We start from the raw sequence: 15629 nt of genomic DNA, 5'->3' as shown, positions 1-15629 counted from the left end.
GCCCGGCGGGACAACTCATCCCCGCTCGTGGCTGACCCAGACCGCGCGGACCTCTTTCCAGCAGCGGCCGGTCAGCTCCACCCGGCCGGCCGGGTGGACGGCCACCGGGGCGCTGTCCCCGTCCAGGTCCCACCAGCGGTCGCATTCCACATGGAGCCGGACCAGGTCGGTCTCCGGGAAGGGGTTGCGGCAGACGGCCATGACCGTGGAGCCCTGTATCCGGGTGTCGCAGTCGGCGCCGAAGAGCTCGTCGGCCGCAGGCCGGGCGGGCTGGACGGGCGGTTCGGCCGGCAGTCCGGCAAGATCCACGGAGGCCGCATCAGGGGCGTCCGGACCGGCCCCGGCCAGGTCCGCGGAGGCCAGGTCCGCGGCGGACGGCAGGGCGGTTTCCGGGCCCAGGACGGGGATCAGGAGACCGGTCAGCACGACCGAGGTGAACAGCAGCGATACCGCTCGGCTCCGCCTCGCGCGCACTCCCGTACCTCCTCCCCGCAGTACGCCGGGAAGACCCCGACCCGGTCAGTTTGCAGGCTTTCACCCCTTTTATCGACTCGGGGCGATCCGCCCGGGCGCGCACCGTAGCGTGCCGCGGCGTGCGACACGGCGAAGGCCGCGCCCCTCGCAGGGGCGCGGCCTTCGCCGTGCGAACGGACCGTCGGGCGGTCAGGCGCCCATCGCGTGCAGGCCGCCGTCCACGTGGACGATCTCGCCGGTGGTCTTCGGGAACCAGTCCGACAGCAGGGCGACGACGCCCTTACCGGCCGGCTCCGGGTCGCTCATGTCCCACTCCAGCATGGAGCGGGAGTTCCAGACGTCCGCCAGCTCCGAGAAGCCCGGGATGGACTTCGCGGCCATCGAGCCGATCGGACCGGCCGAGACCAGGTTGCAGCGGATGTTCTCCTTGCCCAGGTCGCGGGCGAGGTACCGGCTGGTGGCCTCCAGCGCGGCCTTGGCCGGGCCCATCCAGTCGTACTGCGGCCAGGCGTACTGCGCGTCGAAGGTGAGGCCGACGACGGCCGCGCCCTCCGCCGGGAACAGCGGCTTGCAGGCCATGGTCAGCGACTTCAGCGAGAACGCCGAGACGTGCATGGCCGTGGCGACCGACTCGAACGGCGTGTTCAGGAAGTTGCCGCCGAGGGCGTCCTGCGGGGCGAAGCCGATGGAGTGGACCACGCCGTCGAGGCCGCCGAGCTCGTCACGGACGAGGCCCTCCAGGCGGGCCAGGTGCTCGTCGTTGGTGACGTCGAGCTCGATCACCTTGACCGGCTTGGGCAGCTTCTTGGCGATGCGCTCGGTCAGTGTGGGCCGCGGGAAGGCGGTGAGGATGACCTCGGCGCCCTGCTCCTGGGCCAGCTTGGCGGTGTGGAAGGCGATGGAGGACTCCATCAGCACACCCGTGATGAGGATGCGCTTGCCGTCGAGAATTCCGCTCATGTGATCAGTGACCCATGCCCAATCCGCCGTCAACGGGAATGACGGCTCCGGTGATGTACGAGGCGTCGTCGGACGCGAGGAAGCGCACGGCTGCGGCGATCTCCTCCGGCTGCGCGTAGCGGCCGAGCGGGACCTGCGACACGATGCCGGCGCGCTGCTCGTCGGTGAGCACCTTCGTCATGTCGGTGTCCACGAAGCCCGGGGCCACCACGTTGAAGGTGATGTTGCGGGAGCCCAGCTCACGGGAGAGGGAGCGGGCGAAACCGACGAGCGCGGCCTTGGAGGCGGCGTAGTTCGCCTGGCCGGCCGAGCCGAGGAGGCCCACCACCGAGGAGATCAGGACGACGCGGCCCTTCTTGGCGCGGAGCATGCCGCGGTTGGCGCGCTTGACCACCCGGAAGGTGCCGGTGAGGTTGGTGTCCAGGACGGAGGTGAAGTCCTCCTCGGACATCCGCATCAGCAGGGTGTCCTTGGTGATGCCGGCGTTGGCCACCAGCACCTCGACCGCACCGTGCTTGTCCTCGATCTCCTTGTAGGCCTGCTCCACCTGCTCGGAGTCGGTGATGTCGCAGCGGACCGCCAGCACCCCCAGGCCGACGAGCTCCGCCGGCGGCTCGCCCGAGCGGTACGTGATCGCGACCTTGTCGCCGGCATCGGCGAAGGCGCGGGCGATGGCGAGGCCGATGCCCCGGTTTCCTCCGGTGACGAGAACCGAGCGGCTCAACGGATCACCCTTTCGCTAGCGGTCTGAATACCGAAAACCTAGCGGGCCCGTCCCTCGTACGGAGAATCGGGCTCCGACAGGGCCTTGGGACGGGCTCTGTCGAGTCCCTACAGAAAGAGGTAGGCACGGCGGCCCCGGGCGCGACATGATCGGAGCGACCGGTCACGACCACGGGAGGACTTCCGTGCCCCATTCCATCGATGCGGCCTTCACCGCGCTGCCCCTGCGGGCGCTCGCCGATGCGGCGCTCGCCCGGGCCCGCGCGCTCGGCGCCGACCATGCCGATTTCCGGTTGGAGCGGATCCGCAGCGCCTCGTGGCGGCTGCGGGACGCCAAGCCGTCCGGCGGCTCCGACACCACCGACCTCGGCTTTGCGGTGCGGGTGGTGCACGGGGGCAGCTGGGGGTTCGCCTCCGGGGTGGACCTCACCATGGACGGTGCCGCCAAGGTGGCCTCGCAGGCCGTCGCCATGGCTCAGCTGTCCGCGAAAGTGATCAAGGCGGCGGGCTCGGACGAGCGGGTGGAGCTGGCCGAGGAGCCGGTGCACGCCGACCGGACCTGGATCTCCGCGTACGAGGTGAACCCCTTCGAGGTGCCGGACGAGGAGAAGGCGGCCCTGCTGGCCGACTGGAGCTCCCGGCTGCTGCGGGCCGACGGGGTGGCCCATGTGGACGCCTCCCTGCTTGCCGTGCACGAGAACAAGTTCTATGCCGACACGGCCGGGACCGTCACCACCCAGCAGCGGGTCCGGATCCACCCGCAGCTCACCGCGGTGGCCGTGGACGGCAAGAGCGGCGAGTTCGACTCCATGCGGACCATCGCCCCGCCGGCCGGCCGCGGCTGGGAGTACCTGACCGGCACCGGCTGGGACTGGGACCGCGAGCTGGAGGAGATCCCGGCCCTGCTGGCCGAGAAGATGCGGGCGCCGAGCGTCGAGGCCGGCCGGTACGACCTGGTCGTGGATCCGTCGAACCTGTGGCTCACCATCCACGAGTCCATCGGGCACGCCACCGAGCTGGACCGGGCGCTGGGCTACGAGGCGGCGTACGCGGGGACCTCCTTCGCCACCTTCGACCAGCTCGGCAAGCTCGTGTACGGCTCGCCGATCATGAACGTGACGGGCGACCGGACCGCCGAGCACGGCCTGGCGACCATCGGCTACGACGACGAGGGCGTCCAGGCGCAGAGCTGGGACCTGGTCAAGGACGGCACCCTGGTCGGCTACCAGACCGACCGCCGGATCGCGAAGCTGACCGGCCTGGGCCGCTCCAACGGCTGCGCCTACGCGGACTCCCCCGGCCATGTGCCGGTCCAGCGGATGGCGAACGTGTCGCTCCGGCCGGATCCGGGCGGGCTGTCGACGGAGGACCTGATCGGCGGGGTGGAGCGCGGGATCTACGTGGTCGGCGACCGGTCCTGGTCGATCGACATGCAGCGCTACAACTTCCAGTTCACCCAGCAACGGGCCTACCGGATCGAGAACGGCAGGCTGGCCGGCCAGCTGCGCGATGTCGCCTACCAGGCCACCACCACCGATTTCTGGGGGTCGATGGAGGCCGTGGGCGGCCCGCAGACCTATGTCCTGGGCGGTGCCTTCAACTGCGGCAAGGCCCAGCCGGGCCAGGTCGCGGCGGTTTCGCACGGCTGCCCGTCCGCGCTGTTCCGCGGCGTGAACATTCTGAACACCACGCAGGAGGCGGGTCGCTGATGGCGCCGAACCACACCAAGCCCCACGAGATCGTCGAGCGGGCCCTGGAGCTGTCCACGGCCGACGGATGCGTGGTCATCGCCGACGAGGAGTCCAGCGCCAACCTGCGGTGGGCCGGCAATGCGCTCACCACGAACGGGGTGACCCGCGGCCGGACCCTCACGGTGATCGCGACCGTGGACGGCAAGGAGGGCACGGCCTCGGGGGTCGTCTCGCGCTCCGCCGTGACCGCCGCGGACCTGGAGCCGCTGGTACGCGCCGCCGAGGCGGCGGCCCGCGGGGCCGGCCCGGCCGAGGACGCCCAGCCGCTGGTGACCGGCACCCCCGTCTCGCCCGATTTCACCGACTCCCCCGCCGAGACCTCCTCGGCGGTGTTCACCGAGTTCGCGCCGGCCCTCGGCGAGGCCTTCGCCCGGGCCCGGGCGGGCGGCCGGGAGCTGTACGGCTTCGCCCACCACGAGCTGGTCTCGACGTATGTCGGTACGTCCACGGGCCTGCGGCTGCGCCACGACCAGCCCACCGGCACCCTGGAGCTCAACGCCAAGTCCCCCGCCACGGCCGATGGCCGGCTGCGGTCGGCCTGGGCCGGCCGCTCCACCCGGGACTTCAAGGACGTGGACCCGACCGCGCTGGACGCGGAGCTCGCCGTACGGCTGGGCTGGGCGGAACGGAGGATCGAGCTGCCCGCCGGCCGGTACGAGACCCTGCTGCCGCCGACGGCCGTGGCCGACCTGGTGATCTACCAGATGTGGTCGGCGTCGGCCCGGGACGCGGCGGAGGGCCGGACGGTCTTCTCCAAGCCGGGCGGTGGCACCCGGCTCGGCGAGAAGCTGTCCGAGCTGCCCCTGACCCTGCGCAGCGACCCGAACGCGCCGGGCCTGGAGTCCGCCCCGTTCGTGATCGCGCACAGCTCCGGCGACGACGTCTCCGCCTTCGACAACGGTCTGCCGGTCCCGGCGACCGAGTGGATCCGCGACGGCGAGCTGGCCAGGCTGCTCACGACCCGGCACACGGCCGCCCTGACCGGCCTGCCGGTCTCCCCCGGCTTCGGCAACCTGATCCTGGACGGGGGCGGGGAGAAGTCCCTGGAGGAGATGGTGGCCGCCACCGAGCGGGGTCTGCTCCTGACCTGCCTCTGGTACATCCGCGAGGTCGACCCGGCGAGCCTGCTGCTGACCGGCCTGACCCGGGACGGGGTCTACCTGGTGGAGAACGGCCAGGTCGTCGGCGAGGTGAACAACTTCCGGTTCAACGAGTCGCCGGTGGACCTGCTGTCCCGGGCCACCGAGGCCGGGCGGACCGAGAAGACCCTGCCGCGCGAGTGGAGCGACTGGTTCACCCGGGCTGCGATGCCGGCTGTCCGCATCCCGGACTTCAACATGAGTTCGGTGAGCAAGGGCGTCTGACGCACCTAGACTGAACTCGGCATATCAACAAATCGCAAGGAGTCGAGAGATCGTGGCGGACATCGTCGACGAACTGAAGTGGCGTGGGCTCTTCGCCCAGTCCACCGATGAAGAAGCGCTGCGCAAGGCCTTCGCGGACGGTCCGGTCACGTTCTATTGCGGCTATGACCCGACTGCGGCCAGCCTGCACGTCGGACACCTGGTGCAGGTGCTGACCATGCGGCGGCTCCAGCTGGCCGGAAACCGGCCGCTGGCACTGGTCGGCGGGGCCACCGGCCAGATCGGTGATCCGCGTCCGACCGCCGAGCGCACCCTGAACGATCCGGCCGTGATCGCGCAGTGGGTGGACCGGCTGCGGGCGCAGATCGAGCCGTTCCTGTCCTTCGAGGGCGAGAACGCGGCGGTCCTGGTGAACAACCTGGACTGGACGGCCGGGATGTCCGCCATCGAATTCCTGCGGGACATCGGCAAGCACTTCCGGGTCAACAAGATGCTGACGAAGGACTCAGTGGCCAAGCGGCTGGAGTCCGACCAGGGCATCAGCTACACCGAGTTCAGCTACCAGCTGCTCCAGGGCATGGACTTCCTGGAGCTGTACCGGCGGCACGGCTGCACCCTCCAGCAGGGCGGGTCCGACCAGTGGGGCAACCTGACGGCCGGGCTCGACCTGATCCACCGGGTGGAGCCGGCGGCGGAGGTGCACGCGATGGCGACCCCGCTGATGGTCAAGGCGGACGGCACCAAGTTCGGCAAGACCGAGGGCGGGGCCGTCTGGCTCGACCCGGAGATGACCACGCCGTACGCGTTCTACCAGTTCTGGCTGAACGTGGACGACCGGGACATTTCCACGTACATGCGGATCCTGTCCTTCAAGTCCATGGCAGAGCTGGAGGAGCTGGAGGCGCAGACCGCCGAGCGCCCGCAGGCGCGGGCCGCGCAGCGGGCCCTCGCGGAGGAGCTGACGGCCCTGGTGCACGGCCCGGAGCAGGCGGCGGCCGTGATCGCGGCCTCGAAGGCGCTGTTCGGTCAGGGCGAGCTGGCGGAGCTGGACGAGGCCACGCTGGCAGCGGCCCTGTCCGAGCTGCCGCACGCCAAGGTGGCCGAGCCGGGCCTGGTGGTGGACCTCTTCGCCGAGACCGGGCTGGTCGCCAGCAAGTCGGCCGGGCGCCGGACGGTGAAGGAGGGCGGGGCCTACGTGAACAACGTGAAGGTCACCGCCGAGGACGCGGTCCCCGCGAAGGAGGACCTGCTGCACGGGCGCTGGCTGGTGCTGCGCCGCGGCAAGAAGAACCTGGCCGCGGTGGAGGTCATCGGCGCCTGATCCGGCGTACGCGCGATCCGGCCCGGCGGAAGGGGCCGGCCCGGACTTCCCCGTCCGGGCCGGCCCCTTCCGCACACCCGGGTGCCGCGCGCCCCGGGGCGGACACCCCTAAGCGGTGCGTTTGCCGCGGAAGGACATGTAGACCATGTCCCCGAGCCCGACGATGAGGACGGCGCCGGCGAGCTGCAGCAGATGCCGGGTCCAGTCGATGCCCGCGGTCTCGCCGACCCCGATCCAGGTGGCGACGGCATTGCCGAGGACGGCGCCGGCGATGCCGAAGAGAGTGGTCAGCCACAGGGGCTGATGCTGTTTGCCTGGCAGGATGGCCCGGGCAATCAGGCCCAGCACGAATCCGACGATGATCGCCCACAACCAGCTCATGTCGCCTCCTCCTGCGCGGACTGCGCGTGTGGGCCCAGTGTCAATCGCCCGGACGAACGGCGCATTTCGGGCACATCTTTCAGGGGATGCACCCGGCCTCCCCGCCGCGCGCGGCCGGGCGTACGGTGGAAGGCGTGAAGAAGCGGAACGAAGCCGAGGTCTTCCGGATCACCGGGGCCCGGATGGGACTCGCCGAAGACGTGCGAGGGCGGCAGCGCCGCTACGTGATTTCGATGTCCATCAGGACCCTGTCGGTGATCCTCACCGTCATCCTGTGGAACGTGGAACGCCATGTGGCGATCGTGACGCTGATCGCGGGCGCACTGCTGCCGTATGTGGCGGTGGTCATCGCCAATGCGGGGCGCGAGACCACCCCGTCACTGCCCTCGAACTTCATCGCCCCACCTGTGCATCCCGCACTGGATGCGGGAAACCTCAAGAACACCTCAGATCAATCATGAAGTTCCGGTGCACTGCACCGGGTCCTGCGTGACATACTGCCTACGCGCTCCGCATCCCCCGTCGGAGCGACGAACCGACGCCGGGCAGCTCCCCCCGTGGCTGCTCGGCGTCGCCCTTTAGGGTTGAGGCGTGAACTCCCCTGACACTCCCATCTGCTCCGCCAAGGGCTGCCGCACTGCGGCCGTATGGGTCCTGGCCTGGAACAACCCGAAGCTGCACACCCCGGAGCGCCGCAAGACCTGGCTCGCCTGCGAGGAGCACCGCGAGCACCTCTCCCAGTTCCTGGGAGTGCGCGGCTTCCTCAAGGACGTGGTGGTGCTGGCCGAGTGGGAGGAGCCGGAGGCCCCGCCCACCGGTTCCTGAGCCCGGTCCCGGTCCCGGTCCCGTGGACAGGACGAAAGAACCCGCCCGGTGTCAGCCGCCGATGGCCGACATCGGGCGGTCCGGCTGGAGGAACGAGGGGTCGTCGAGGCCGGAGCCGGCCTTCTTGCCCCACATCGCCACCTTCCACAGGCGGGCGATCTCCTCGTCCGGGGCGCCCGAGCGGAGCGCCGCGCGGAGGTCGGACTCCTCGGTGGCGAACAGGCAGGTACGCACCTGGCCGTCGGCGGTCAGGCGGGTGCGGTCGCAGGCCCGGCAGAACGGGCGGGTGACCGAGGCGATGACGCCTACCGTGGCCGGGCCGCCGTCCACGATCCAGCGCTCGGCGGGGGCGGCGCCGCGGGCCTCCTGGCCCTCGGGGGTCAGCTCGAAGCGGGTGCGCAGGGACTCCAGGATGTCACCGGCGGTGATCATCCCGTCGCGCTTCCAGCCGTGCTGGGCGTCCAGCGGCATCTGCTCGATGAAGCGCATCTCGTAGCCGTGGTCCACGGCCCAGGCGAGCAGCTCGGGAGCCTCGTCGTCGTTGAGGCCGGGCATCAGGACCGCATTGACCTTGACCGGGGTGAGTCCGGCCTCCCGGGCCGCGGCCATGCCCTCGACCACGTCCTTGTGCCGGTCCCGGCGGGTGAGGGTCTTGAAGACCTCGGGGCGCAGGGTGTCCAGGGAGACGTTGACCCGATCCAGGCCGGCGGCCTTCAGGGCGGTGGCGGTGCGCTTGAGGCCGATGCCGTTGGTGGTCAGGGACATCCTGGGGCGCGGGTCGAGGGCCGCGCACTGCTCGACGATGCCGACCAGGCCGGGCCGGAGCAGCGGCTCGCCGCCGGTGAAGCGGACCTCGGTGACGCCGAGGTCGGTGACGGCTATCCGGATCAACCGGACGATCTCGTCATCGGCGAGCAGATCGGGCTTTGCCAGCCACTGCAACCCTTCCTCGGGCATACAGTACGTGCACCGCAGGTTGCACCGGTCGGTGAGTGAGACGCGCAGGTCGGTGGCTACGCGGCCATAGGTGTCGAGAAGCACTCTGGGCCCCCTCCCCTGTCCGGATCCATAGAGGTCTGCGCTGCTTTTCGTGCACTGCATGCGCTGTATTCGAGCCTACGTGACCTGTGTGTCATGCAGATGTCCCCGAACAGACGAGACACGGCTCGGCCGCGTCGTACGGACGTACGACGCGGCCACGCTGGGTGTTCGGAGGATCTCAGTGAGCCCCTGTTCCCGTCAGGGAGCGGACCTCGAGTTCCGCGTACTTCCGGGGGTCGGCCTTCTCCTTGGACAGTACGGTTCCCAGCCAGCCGAGCAGGAAGCCCAACGGGATGGAGATGAGACCGGGGTTCTCCAGCGGGAACCAGTGGAAGTCCATGCCCTTGAACATCGAGGTCTTGGGGTTGCCGGAGACGACCGGCGAGAACAGCACCAGGACCACCGACGAGATCAGGCCGCCGTAGATGGACCACAGCGCGCCCTGGGTGGTGAAGCGCTTCCAGAACAGGCTGTAGAGGATGGTCGGCAGGTTGGCGGAGGCGGCCACGGCGAAGGCGAGCGCCACCAGACCGGCCACGTTGATGTCGCGGGCCAGCGCGCCGAGGCCGATGGCGACCGCGCCGATCACCACGGTGGACCAGCGGGCGGCCCGCACCTCCTCCTGCTCGGTGGCCCGGCCCTTGCGGATCACGTTGACGTAGATGTCGTGGGCGAAGGACGAGGAGGAGGCGAGGGTGAGCCCGGCGACCACCGCGAGGATGGTGGCGAAGGCGACGGCGGAGATCACGGCGAGCAGGATGGCGCCGCCGGTGGAGTCGGCGCCGCCGCCGACCTCCTGGGCCAGCAGCGGGGCCGCGGTGTTGCCGGCCGGGTTGGAGGCGATGATGTCGGCCCGGTTGAGCAGGGCGGCGGCACCGAAGCCGAGGGCGATGGTCATCAGGTAGAAGGCGCCGATGATGCCGATGGCCCAGTTCACGGACTTGCGGGCGGCCTTGGCGGTGGGGACGGTGTAGAAGCGGATCAGGATGTGCGGCAGTCCGGCGGTGCCGAGGACCAGGGCGAGGCCGAGGGAGATGAAGTCCAGCTTCGAGGTCCCGGTGATGCCGTATTTCAGGCCGGGTTCCAGGAAGGCGCTGCCCTTGCCGCTGTTCTCGGCGGCCTTGCCGAGCAGGTCGGAGATGTTGAAGTTGAACTTCCACATCACCATGAAGGTGATCAGCAGGGCGCCCGCGATCAGCAGGACGGCCTTGACCATCTGCACCCAGGTGGTGCCCTTCATCCCGCCGATCGAGACGTACACGATCATCAGGACGCCGACCAGCGCGACGATGGCGACCTTGCCGCCGTCGCTCTTGATGCCGAGCAGCAGCGAGACCAGGACGCCGGCTCCGGCCATCTGGGCGAGCAGGTAGAAGATCGACACCACGATGGTGGAGGTGCCGGCCGCGGTCCGGACCGGCCGCTGGCGCATCCGGTAGGCCAGGACGTCGCCCATGGTGTACCGGCCGGAGTTGCGCAGCGGCTCGGCGACCAGCAGCAGCGCGACCAGCCAGGCCACCAGGAAGCCGATGGAGTAGAGGAAGCCGTCGTAGCCGAAGAGGGCGATGGCGCCGGCGATGCCGAGGAAGGACGCGGCGGACATGTAGTCGCCGGAGATGGCGAGGCCGTTCTGGAAGCCGGTGAACTGCCGGCCGCCGGCGTAGAAGTCGGCGGCTCCCCTGGTCTGCCGGCCGGCCCAGATGGTGATGATGAGGGTGGCGACGACGAACAGCCCGAACAGGGTGATGATCAGCGGCCGGTGGTCGGAGGCGGCGTCGGCGGCCAGCTGCTGGGCGGGGCTCATTCTCCGGCCTCCATGCGGGACTTGATTGCGGAAGCCTTGGGGTCGAGCTTCTCGGCCGCGTGCCGGGAGTACCACCAGGCGATCAGGAAGGTGGTCGCGAACTGGCCGAGGCCAAGCACGAGGGCGACGTTGACGTTGCCGAAGAGCTTGGTCCCCATGAAGCCGCCCGCGTAGTTGGACAGCAGGACGTAGAGCAGGTACCAGGCGATGAAGGCCACGGTGAGCGGGAAGGCGAAGGAGCGGTAGGAGCTGCGCAGTTCACCGAACTCGGGGCTGGACTGGACGGCGCAGAACTCTTCTGCCGTGGGACTCGCCGGGTGCGTGTCCGCGCCGCCCGACGGCGGCGCTGCTTCGGTGGTCACGGGGGGCTCTCCTTGTGACGCGGATGCGGTGGGGACGACGGACAAAACGACCTCCGCGGGGGGCTGATGGTGCTGATCCCCCCTGCCAACGGCACGGAACCCGAGCCGGGACGGTTCAACACCCGCTGTTTCTTCAGGACCTGATTTCTCGAACTGATGGCGCAGAAGGGAACACGGAAGCTAGGTTCGCCTCACCTGTCATGAACCCGTCCGCCGCAACCCGCGGCCGGACGGCTTTTTACGGATGATGTGGAGAACCCATGGCTCATCTGGGATCCGGCCGCAGGCGTGCACTCGCCGTGCCCGTCGGCCTGGCCCTCACGGCCTCGCTCGCGTTCCTGCCCGCGGTGACGGCCTCGGCCGCCCCTGCGGAGGCCGCCGGCGCCCGTGCGGCGTCGCCGGCCACCGGACCGAAGCTCAGTTACGTGGCGAACCTGACCGCGTACGGCACGGTCAAGCAGGCCAGGAAGGCCGTCGAACGGGCCGGCGGAACGGTGGTGACGGCCTATGAGCAGATCGGGGTCGTCGTCGCGCATTCCCAGAACCCTGCGTTCGCCCAGGAGCTGCGGACCCAGCGGCACCTCTTCGTCTCCGTGGGCGCCACCCGTACGGCTCCGCTCCAGCCGGTGCAGACCACCGATGAAGGCGCCACCCAGCAGCTGAGCGCGGCGGACGCCGCCAAGGCGGCAGCGGCTGCCGCGCCGGGCGAGGAGCCGCTGGAGCCCAACCAGTGGGACCTGCGGACGATCAAGGCCGACCAGGCTCACAAGATCAACGATGGCAGCCGGAACGTCACGGTGGGCGTCATCGACACGGGTGTCGACGACACCCACCCCGATCTCGCCCCGAACTTCTCCCGGGAGCAGTCGGCCAACTGTGTCGGGGGCGTCGCGGACACCTCCGAGGGTGCCTGGCGCCCGTACGCCGACGGCAGCGACCACGGCACGCACGTGGCCGGCACCATCGCCGCCGCCCGCAACGGCATCGGCATCAGCGGTGTCGCCCCCGGCGTGAAGGTCGCGGGCATCAAGGTGAGCGAGCCCGGCAACGGCCTCTTCTTCACCGAGGCCGTGGTCTGCGGCTTCATGTTCGCCGCCGAGAAGGGGATCGAGGTGACGAACAACAGCTACTACGTCGACCCCTGGCTCTACAACTGCAAGACCGACGACGACCAGAAGGCCCTGGTCGAGGCGCTCGGCCGGGCGACCAAGTACGCCGAGCGGAAGGGCGTCCTGCACGTCGCCTCGGCCGGCAACTCCAACCACGACCTGGCGGGCGAGTCGATCGTCGACGACTCCAGCCCCGACGACGGCACCCCGGTGCCGCGGACCATCGACCCGCGGGTCTGCCTGGACCTGCCGACGCAGCTCCCGGGCGTGGTCACCGTCTCCGCGACGGGTGACAAGGGCTTCAAGTCCTACTACTCCAGCTACGGGCTCGGCGTGGTGGACGTGGCCGCCCCCGGCGGGGACAAGTGGCAGACCCCGCAGACCCCGGACGCCAACGGCCGGGTGCTGTCCACCGTCCTCGGCGGCGGCTACGGCTACAAGCAGGGCACCTCGATGGCCGCTCCGCACGTCGCGGGCGTCGCCGCGCTGCTCAAGAGCGCCCACCCGTCGGCCACCCCGGCCCAGCTGCAGCGGATGCTGAAGGCCCAGGCGGACAAGCCGGCCTGCCCGGCCCAGGTCTACGACAACCTCGGCAACCTGATAGACGCCACCACCTGCCAGAGCAAGTGGGGCCAGACGGGCTACTACGGCTACGGGGTGGTCAACGCCCTGAACGCCGTCAAGTAGCGCGGGCAGCACATGCCACGGGGGCCGGGCGGGGGGACACCCCGCCCGGCCCCCCTCGCGTTCACGGCGCGATCAGGACCTTGAGGGCGCTGCGGTCGTCCATGGCCCGGTAGCCGTCGGGCACCCCGTCCAGCGAAACCGCCCGGTCGAAGACCGGCGAGGGGTCGATGGTGCCGTCGAGCACGTCCCGCAGCAGCTCGGGGATGTACGCGCGGACCGGCGCGACCCCGCCCCGGAGGCTGATGTTGCGGTCGAACATGACGCCGAGGTCCAGCCCGGTGCCGCTGCCGTGCGGGACGCCCACGTAGCCGATGGACCCGCCGTCCCGGGTGATGTTCACGGCCGTCCGCATCGACTGCTCGGTGCCGACCGCCTCGATGACGGAGTGCGCGCCCTGGCCGCCGGTGAGCTCGCGGACGGCGGCCTCGGCGCCCTGTCCGCGGTCCGCGACCACGTCGGTGGCACCGAACAGCTTGGCGATGTCGGTACGGGCGGCATGGCGGCCCAGGGCGATGATCCGCTCGGCGCCGAGCCGCTTGGCGGCCAGTACGCCGCACAGCCCGACGGCGCCGTCGCCGACCACGGCCACCGTGGAGCCTGCGCGGACCCCGGCGCCGAGGGCGGCGTGGTGGCCGGTGCCCATCACATCGGAGAGCGCCAGCAGCGCGGTCAGCAGGCGGTCGTCGGAGGCCGCGTCGGCGGGGAGCTTCACCAGGGTGCCGTCGGCGTGCGGGACCCGGACGGCCTCGCCCTGGCCGCCGTCGTGGCCGACCGAGCCCCAGAACCCGCCGTGCAGGCAGGAGGTGTACAGGCCCTCGGCGCAGTAGGTGCAGGTGCCGTCGGACCACATGAAGGGCGCGACGACCAGGTCGCCCGCGCGCAGGCCGGTGACCTCGGAGCCGGTCTCCTCGACGATGCCGAGGAATTCGTGGCCGATCCGCTGGCCGGGCTCGCGCACCGCCTCGCCGCGGTAGGCCCAGAGGTCGCTGCCGCAGATGCAGGCGCGGAGGACGCGGACGACGGCGTCCTCGGGCCGCCGGATCGCGGCGTCGGGCACCTCCTCCACGCGGATGTCGTGCGGGGCGTGGATGACGGTGGCGCGCATGGTGGTGCAGTCCTCCGGCGGAGTTGTTCAGTCTTGTATGACTTCCCTACCGTACGCCCGTCCGGCCGCAAGCACGCCACGGGCCAGCAGGTACTGGGCGGCCAGGTAGGTGAGCATGATCCAGAAGTCGGGCCGGGGCAGCTGGGGCCATTCGGCCACGCCGGTGGCGATCAGGGTGTCGGAGAGCAGGAACAGCGCCCCGCCGAGGCCGGCCTGCCGGCCGAGGGCGCTCGACCGGAAAGCCATGGCGGTGAGCAGCAGGCTGTACCCGGCGACCGGGATGCGGAGGTCCGCCGGGAGGTCGCCCCAGAGCAGGGCGACGGTGCCCAGGAGCGCTGCGCCGTATGCCGCGGCGAGCACGGGCAGGGCGGGCCGCCTGCCGAACAGCACCAGGTAGCAGATGTGGCCGAGGGCGAAGGAGCCCATGCCGAGGAGGAAGGCGGGTTCGGCGTCGAAGAGCAGGGCCAGGTCCCCGCCCCAGCCGAAGGCGAGGGCGGCCACCAGCAGGCGGGGGGCGCCGCAGCTGAGCGCCCAGCCGATGAGCAGCGGCATCAGCAGCGGTTTGAAGAGGGTGTGGCCGAGGTCCCAGCCGGCCAGCAGCGAGCCGAGGTCGAGGGCGGCGGCCAGGGCGAAGCCGGTGAGCGCAGCCCGGCCGAGGCGGGCGCGGCGGCCGGCGCCGGGTGCGGGGCCGGCCGCCCAGGAGGGCGTACGGCGTTCGGTGGCGGTCATGCGGTGGCCTCGGCGTTCCGGGCCGCGGCCGTCGCCGCATCGGCGGCCGGGGTGGCCGCGGTGGCCGGGGTGGCCGCATCGGCAGCCGGGGCCGGTGCCGAGGCGGGAGCCGGTGCGGGTGCCGGGGCTGCGGCCGGCTGCCAGCCCGGGCCGCGGAAGACGTGCCCCGCACGCTGGCGCCAGCTCCCGGCAGCACGGACGTCGCGGGCGATGGCGGCGTATTCGTGGGTGGCCACGCGCAGCGGGTTGTGCGTGTCGATGTTCTTTGTGAGCCCGTAGACGGGCCGGTCCGTCTCTCCCACCCAGGAGCCGAACATCCGGTCCCAGATGATCAGGATGCCGCCGTAGTTGCGGTCGAGGTAGCCGCCCTGGGAGGCGTGGTGCACACGGTGGTGGGACGGGGTGTTGAAGACGTACTCGTAGGCCCGGGGCAGCTTGCCGATGCGCTCGGTGTGGACCCAGAACTGGTAGAGGAGGTTGATCCCGTAGCAGAACGGGATGGCCGCGGGGTGCACACCGAGGGCCACCATCGGCAGGTAGAACCACCAGGTGGTGGCGCTGGTCCAGGGCTGACGCAGGGCGGTGGTCAGGTTGAACCGGCGGCTGCTGTGGTGGACCACGTGGCAGGCCCACAGGATCCGGATGACATGGTGGCTGCGGTGCTGCCAGTAGTAGAGGAAGTCCTGGACGAACAGCATCAGCAGGGCGGTCCACCACAGGAACGGCACCCGCAGCGGGGTGAGTTCGTACACCGCGGTGAACACGGCGACGACCGGGATCTTCCAGAGCAGGTCGAAGCCGATGCTGCCGAGACCCATGGTGATGCTGGTGACCGCGTCCTTTTTGTCATATCCGGCGGCATCATCGTCGGGATGGAGCCGGTAGCTCACCATCTCGATGACGGTGAGCAGGACGAAGGCGGGTATGGACCACAGCACGACATCGGGCAGGTTCGGCATGTCCGCACCATAGAGGCGGTTTCCGGGGTGCCGC

Annotated in this window: 16 protein-coding genes; 6 read left to right on the top strand and 10 right to left on the bottom strand. The window is 70.6% G+C overall.

Annotated elements, in window-relative coordinates; translation table 11 throughout:
- Nucleotides 1-15 precede the first annotated feature (15 nt).
- The 3 genes from DEJ50_RS35615 to fabG form a co-directional block, all read right to left on the bottom strand.
- Nucleotides 16-474 carry a hypothetical protein gene (locus tag DEJ50_RS35615; protein ID WP_411757641.1) on the bottom strand — a complete coding sequence of 153 codons (459 nt, stop codon included), beginning with the start codon at nucleotides 472-474 and terminating at the stop codon, nucleotides 16-18.
- A 189-nt stretch (nucleotides 475-663) separates the two neighbouring features.
- Nucleotides 664-1434: an enoyl-ACP reductase FabI gene (gene fabI / locus DEJ50_RS26055; RefSeq protein ID WP_054221794.1), complete on the bottom strand. Its 771-nt coding sequence runs from the start codon at nucleotides 1432-1434 to the stop codon at nucleotides 664-666.
- 4 nt (nucleotides 1435-1438) lie between these two features.
- Nucleotides 1439-2158, bottom strand: coding sequence for a 3-oxoacyl-[acyl-carrier-protein] reductase (fabG, locus tag DEJ50_RS26050; RefSeq protein WP_150210534.1), 720 nt, complete (start codon nucleotides 2156-2158; stop codon nucleotides 1439-1441).
- Nucleotides 2159-2342: 184 nt separating this feature from the next.
- Here fabG and DEJ50_RS26045 point away from each other — a divergent pair, with 184 nt between their 5' ends.
- The 3 genes from DEJ50_RS26045 to tyrS are packed head-to-tail and all read left to right on the top strand — an operon-like array spanning nucleotide 2343 to nucleotide 6593.
- Nucleotides 2343-3866, top strand: a complete 1524-nt coding sequence (locus DEJ50_RS26045; protein WP_150210533.1) for a TldD/PmbA family protein — start codon at nucleotides 2343-2345, stop codon at nucleotides 3864-3866.
- A complete protein-coding gene (locus DEJ50_RS26040) occupies nucleotides 3866-5272 on the top strand; it encodes a metallopeptidase TldD-related protein (protein ID WP_150210532.1) in 1407 nt (468 codons plus the stop codon). Before DEJ50_RS26045 ends, DEJ50_RS26040 begins: the two co-directional genes overlap by 1 nt.
- Before the next feature lie 52 nt (nucleotides 5273-5324).
- Nucleotides 5325-6593, top strand: a complete 1269-nt coding sequence (gene tyrS / locus DEJ50_RS26035) for a tyrosine--tRNA ligase (protein ID WP_150210531.1) — start codon at nucleotides 5325-5327, stop codon at nucleotides 6591-6593.
- A 108-nt stretch (nucleotides 6594-6701) separates the two neighbouring features.
- On the opposite strand, the gene DEJ50_RS26030 is transcribed toward tyrS, so the two are convergent.
- On the bottom strand, nucleotides 6702-6974 hold the full coding sequence (locus DEJ50_RS26030; RefSeq protein WP_150210530.1) for a GlsB/YeaQ/YmgE family stress response membrane protein: 273 nt from the start codon (nucleotides 6972-6974) through the stop codon (nucleotides 6702-6704).
- A gap of 86 nt (nucleotides 6975-7060) precedes the next feature.
- On the opposite strand from DEJ50_RS26030, the gene DEJ50_RS26025 reads away from it, so the two are divergent.
- Entirely contained in the window at nucleotides 7061-7435 is a 375-nt protein-coding gene (locus DEJ50_RS26025) for a DUF3099 domain-containing protein (protein WP_150210529.1), read from the top strand.
- Between the two features lie 130 nt (nucleotides 7436-7565).
- Complete coding sequence (locus DEJ50_RS26020; protein ID WP_150210528.1) at nucleotides 7566-7799, top strand: hypothetical protein; 234 nt, start codon at nucleotides 7566-7568, stop codon at nucleotides 7797-7799.
- 51 nt (nucleotides 7800-7850) lie between these two features.
- On the opposite strand, the gene moaA is transcribed toward DEJ50_RS26020, so the two are convergent.
- The 3 genes from moaA to DEJ50_RS26005 form a co-directional block, all read right to left on the bottom strand.
- Nucleotides 7851-8840 (bottom strand): GTP 3',8-cyclase MoaA, encoded by a 990-nt coding sequence (gene moaA, locus DEJ50_RS26015; RefSeq protein ID WP_150210527.1) that lies wholly within the window; start codon nucleotides 8838-8840, stop codon nucleotides 7851-7853.
- A 178-nt stretch (nucleotides 8841-9018) separates the two neighbouring features.
- On the bottom strand, nucleotides 9019-10644 hold the full coding sequence (locus tag DEJ50_RS26010; protein ID WP_150210526.1) for a cation acetate symporter: 1626 nt from the start codon (nucleotides 10642-10644) through the stop codon (nucleotides 9019-9021).
- Nucleotides 10641-11006, bottom strand: a complete 366-nt coding sequence (locus DEJ50_RS26005; RefSeq protein WP_150210525.1) for a DUF485 domain-containing protein — start codon at nucleotides 11004-11006, stop codon at nucleotides 10641-10643. The genes DEJ50_RS26010 and DEJ50_RS26005 overlap by 4 nt, the downstream gene beginning before the upstream one ends.
- A gap of 260 nt (nucleotides 11007-11266) precedes the next feature.
- Here DEJ50_RS26005 and DEJ50_RS26000 point away from each other — a divergent pair, with 260 nt between their 5' ends.
- Nucleotides 11267-12802 (top strand): S8 family peptidase, encoded by a 1536-nt coding sequence (locus DEJ50_RS26000; RefSeq protein WP_150210524.1) that lies wholly within the window; start codon nucleotides 11267-11269, stop codon nucleotides 12800-12802.
- 61 nt (nucleotides 12803-12863) lie between these two features.
- Here the strand turns inward: DEJ50_RS26000 and DEJ50_RS25995 are convergent, their stop codons facing one another.
- From DEJ50_RS25995 to DEJ50_RS25985, 3 genes are read right to left on the bottom strand one after another with little or no spacing between them, the layout of a single operon-like run.
- Nucleotides 12864-13907, bottom strand: coding sequence for a zinc-dependent alcohol dehydrogenase family protein (locus DEJ50_RS25995; RefSeq protein WP_150210523.1), 1044 nt, complete (start codon nucleotides 13905-13907; stop codon nucleotides 12864-12866).
- A gap of 27 nt (nucleotides 13908-13934) precedes the next feature.
- On the bottom strand, nucleotides 13935-14636 hold the full coding sequence (locus DEJ50_RS25990; protein WP_150210522.1) for a lysoplasmalogenase: 702 nt from the start codon (nucleotides 14634-14636) through the stop codon (nucleotides 13935-13937).
- The gene (locus tag DEJ50_RS25985; RefSeq protein ID WP_150210521.1) at nucleotides 14633-15595 is read right to left on the bottom strand and encodes a sterol desaturase family protein; all 963 of its coding nucleotides are present in this window, start codon (nucleotides 15593-15595) and stop codon (nucleotides 14633-14635) included. The genes DEJ50_RS25990 and DEJ50_RS25985 overlap by 4 nt, the downstream gene beginning before the upstream one ends.
- Between the last annotated feature and the right edge of the window lie 34 nt (nucleotides 15596-15629).

It is taken from the genome of Streptomyces venezuelae, from assembly GCF_008642295.1.
Lineage (GTDB): Bacteria > Actinomycetota > Actinomycetes > Streptomycetales > Streptomycetaceae > Streptomyces > Streptomyces venezuelae_C.
This window is presented reverse-complemented; position numbering and strand designations above follow the sequence as displayed.

Bases quoted from the DNA above. Each gene is read 5' to 3' on its own strand.
- fabI (WP_054221794.1), bottom strand. From the start codon at position 1,434: ATGAGCGGAATTCTCGACGGCAAGCGCATCCTCATCACGGGTGTGCTG.
- DEJ50_RS26040 (WP_150210532.1), top strand. From the start codon at position 3,866: ATGGCGCCGAACCACACCAAGCCCCACGAGATCGTCGAGCGGGCCCTG.
- DEJ50_RS26030 (WP_150210530.1), bottom strand. From the start codon at position 6,974: ATGAGCTGGTTGTGGGCGATCATCGTCGGATTCGTGCTGGGCCTGATT.
- DEJ50_RS26025 (WP_150210529.1), top strand. From the start codon at position 7,061: ATGCACCCGGCCTCCCCGCCGCGCGCGGCCGGGCGTACGGTGGAAGGC.
- DEJ50_RS26010 (WP_150210526.1), bottom strand. From the start codon at position 10,644: ATGAGCCCCGCCCAGCAGCTGGCCGCCGACGCCGCCTCCGACCACCGG.
- DEJ50_RS26000 (WP_150210524.1), top strand. From the start codon at position 11,267: ATGGCTCATCTGGGATCCGGCCGCAGGCGTGCACTCGCCGTGCCCGTC.
- DEJ50_RS25995 (WP_150210523.1), bottom strand. From the start codon at position 13,907: ATGCGCGCCACCGTCATCCACGCCCCGCACGACATCCGCGTGGAGGAG.
- DEJ50_RS25990 (WP_150210522.1), bottom strand. From the start codon at position 14,636: ATGACCGCCACCGAACGCCGTACGCCCTCCTGGGCGGCCGGCCCCGCA.
- DEJ50_RS25985 (WP_150210521.1), bottom strand. From the start codon at position 15,595: ATGCCGAACCTGCCCGATGTCGTGCTGTGGTCCATACCCGCCTTCGTC.